The sequence below is a fragment of the Armatimonas sp. genome, from assembly GCF_031410135.1.
Taxonomy (GTDB): Bacteria; Armatimonadota; Armatimonadia; order Armatimonadales; family Armatimonadaceae; genus Armatimonas.
Window position 1 is genome coordinate 1 of sequence record NZ_JANNYP010000478.1, and the last position, 2,741, is coordinate 2,741.

A 2,741-nucleotide genomic window follows, 5' to 3' on the forward strand; every position below is an offset into this window, starting at 1 on the left:
AAGATTCTACTCGAAAAAGCAACCGGACAATCTTGTGATCTGAAATTATCAGAGACAGAATTCCCCGAGTGGGATGCTCAAACGGTTCAGGAATTCTATCAAAAAGCAAACTGGCACATGACCTTTGAGGATATTCCTGAAGAAGCTTTTCGTTACTCTGGTGACCCCTGGATAGGCTATTGGAAAGCCCGAATCTTTTTAGAAACCTGTGCTATAAACCAATTAGGCATCCGCTTCAGTGGATAGTTCGCAAATCGCCCCACAACTCAGGAAAAACTTCCCCAATCGCGGAGCGATTTCTCAGCCGAGGCACGAGGCTTTTACACGCCGATTTCAATCGGCGTGTTCTATGGCTAGATTAGCCCTCGGAAAGATTTGACGCCGCCGTCGTAGCCGGGGAAGAGCTTTTCTAGGCTACTCACCCCTAAGTGCTTCATCGCCACCTCGCCAAAGACGGCGCGGAAGTCAGTGGTCAGTGCCAGATCGCGGTTTTCGTAGAGCTTCTCGGGAGCGAGGCCGGGCCAGTCGCCGTAGACCTTGCCGCCTTTGACACCCCCGCCTAGCGCAAAGAAGCAAGTCGCGTGGCCGTGGTCGGTGCCGCCGGTGCCATTTTGCTTGACGGTGCGCCCAAACTCGCTCATGGTCAGCACCACCACATCGTCCATCTTGTCGCCTAGATCGGTGTAGAGCGCGGCAAGCGCCTGCCCGACCTCACGGAGCTTGTTGGCAAGGTTACCCTGCGTCGGAGCGCCGTTCTGGATCTGATTGGCGTGCGTGTCCCAGCCGCCGATATCGGCAAAAGCGACTTCGACACCCACATCGGCCTTGATGAGCTGCGCGATCTGCTTGAGCGACTCCCCGAGCTTGCCATTGGGATAGCTGGCGTTGTTGGCGGGGGTGTAGCGCGCCGGGTTGATTCCCTTCAGCATCTTGATCGCCTCGAAGCTCTCCTTGCCCGTGCCGTGCAAGACATCGCCGACCGCCTGGTCGTAGAGCGCCTCAAAGCCGCCCGCCGCGCTGCCGGTGGCAAAAGCGCCTGTCATCATCGTGTCGTCGGCACGAGAGTCGCCGCGCCGCCCGGAGCGAGCACTGGCCGACGGGTCGTTGATCCCAAAGGTGCGCAGATCGGGAATGGCGAGCGCCCCGGCATCACCCTTGAGGGCCGTGGGCAAGCCGCCGCCGAGGGCAACGGCTTTAAACGGGGATTTTCCCGCCTTGGCATTGGCGCGATCCTCAGGGCAGAGCATTGCGGCGCGAGCCAGCCAGCCGTCGTGGACGGCTTTGCTTCCCGGCGTGCCACTCTCCATGTAGTCCATCGCATCGAAGTGTGAGCGGGTGCTACTGGGCGAGCCGCAGGCATGCACGGCGGCTAAATGCCCGTCTTTGTAGATCTTGGCCAGCGGCTCCAGCGACGGATGCAGGCCAAAGAAGCCATCGAGATCCACGACCTGGTTGCGCGGAATGGCGATATTGGGCCGGGCACGGTACAGCTCCGCCTCGCCGTGGGGCACGACTACGGAGAGACCGTCTGCCGCGCCGCGCATAAAGACACAGACCAGCGTCTTTTTCTTCTTCCCGCTTCCCTGCGCCAGCGCCGCCCGCTGCAAGAACGATGGCCCCAGCACCGGAGCCAGCCCGACGGAGGCCAGAGCCACCCCGCCATTTTTCAGAAACAATCGTCGTGATACGTTCATAATATGCCTTATTGTCCCCCCGCTCGGCGGGGGGTAGGGGGTCAGCGTCGCTGGAACTCCGGGGAGCCCAGGATCAGTGCGGCGAGGCGCTTGGCCGAGAACTCATCGCCTTCGGTTTGTTTTTGTAGTGTCTTTACCGTCGCCGCCGAGAGCGAGCCGCCGGTGAGCTGCTCGCCGAGAAGCTCAATCATGGCGGGCGTGGGCTTGCTGGGCGTCTCGGAGAACGGCATCGCGCCACTGAGATCCGCGTCGCTGATGCGGCCATTGACCAGTGCGAGTGAGAAATTGATGCGGCCAATGAGCGCTCCGCTCGACACCCACTTGCTGGACTCTTCCGGGTAGCCGGTCGGGAAAGAGTAATTAAAGAGCGGCTGGCCCAGCAGGCCGATCTGGCCCGCGAGGAGCCGCTGGTTGTTCTGCCCACCGCCGTTGGGCGCAAAGATATTGATCCCTGATCCCTGCCGCATTCCGGCCATCCCACCGCCAAATGGGCCAGGCGCGGCAGGCGGAGTGGTCTCCACCGTGGCTCCAAGGGCGCGTGCGGCAGAGACAACAAACTCGAAGGGGGATTTTACCTTGGATTTATAGGCTGAGGCACTGAAGAACTCCGGGCTGCTGGTGATCGTCGCTAAAATCTCGCGGATGTCGCCGTCGGTCTTCTTCCAGGTCGCCACGCACTTGTCCACCAGGCTCGCGGGCGGCGTGTCCGAGACAAAACGACGGCAGAGCTTGGTCGAGATACTCTTGATGGTTGCTGGGTGGTTGGCGAGGACTTCCAGCATCTTCTCGCCCTCTTCTTGGCCACCCCCTGCGGGGAACTTTACGCCCAGCACTTCCTTACGTTTCTATCGTGGAGGCCCGCGTGAAACTCAAACTCGCCGCCGTAGCGCCCGCCGCGTACGCCCCAGCCGGTGAGGCAGCGTGCCAGCTCGGTGACGTCTTTTTGGGTGTAGCCGCCATCGACGCCGAGTGTGTGAAGCTCCATCACCTCGCGGGCGTAGTTCTCGTTCTGGCCCTGCTTCTGGCGCTGCGCCAGTGCCGGTCGGT

General features: G+C 61.1%; 2 protein-coding genes and 1 pseudogene. 1 reads left to right on the plus strand and 2 read right to left on the minus strand.

Annotation, left to right across the window (positions count from 1 at the left end; all coding sequences use genetic code 11):
* The coding region (locus RMO15_RS17660) for a hypothetical protein (RefSeq protein WP_309714824.1) at positions 1-246 on the plus strand (246 nt) is incomplete at its 5' end.
* A 107-nt stretch (positions 247-353) separates the two neighbouring features.
* Here the strand turns inward: RMO15_RS17660 and RMO15_RS17665 are convergent.
* Together RMO15_RS17665 and RMO15_RS17670 are read right to left on the minus strand one after the other, a co-directional pair.
* On the minus strand, positions 354-1,694 hold the full coding sequence (locus tag RMO15_RS17665; protein WP_309714826.1) for a DUF1501 domain-containing protein: 1,341 nt from the start codon (positions 1,692-1,694) through the stop codon (positions 354-356).
* 41 nt (positions 1,695-1,735) lie between these two features.
* Positions 1,736-2,679 (minus strand): annotated as a pseudogene (locus RMO15_RS17670) (DUF1800 domain-containing protein).
* Between the last annotated feature and the right edge of the window lie 62 nt (positions 2,680-2,741).